Source organism: Pseudomonas sp. HY13-MNA-CIBAN-0226, assembly GCF_040310305.1.
Taxonomy (GTDB): Bacteria; Pseudomonadota; Gammaproteobacteria; order Pseudomonadales; family Pseudomonadaceae; genus Aquipseudomonas; species Aquipseudomonas gregormendelii.
The window spans coordinates 1-242 of the sequence record NZ_JBEOPS010000556.1 but is presented as its reverse complement, the minus strand read 5'-3'; the positions used below and the strand labels follow the sequence as shown (position 1 = coordinate 242).

The following is a 242-nucleotide window of genomic DNA, read 5'->3' as shown; positions in this document are numbered from 1 at the left end:
ATACAACTCCATCACCGGCGTGGCGCCAAGGCCAGAAACCAACACCACCACGCTGTCGTCCTGGCTGAAATCGCGGTCAGCGAGGATCGGCGCCAGCATGCGCTCGGCCATGGCGGCGGCCGGCTCAATCGGGACGACTTCGATGCCCGGCTCGCCATGATGGCCGATACCCAGTTCCATCTGGCCGTCGGGAATCTGGAAGTTGGGCTTGCCCACCGCGGCGATGGTGCACGGTGTAAGGC

Annotated in this window: 1 protein-coding gene; it reads right to left on the bottom strand. The window is 64.9% G+C overall.

All coding sequences use genetic code 11. From position 1 onward, the window contains the following. On the bottom strand, positions 1 to 242 hold a 242-nt coding region (locus AAEZ05_RS29890; RefSeq protein ID WP_350650268.1), incomplete at both ends, for a dihydroxyacetone kinase subunit DhaK.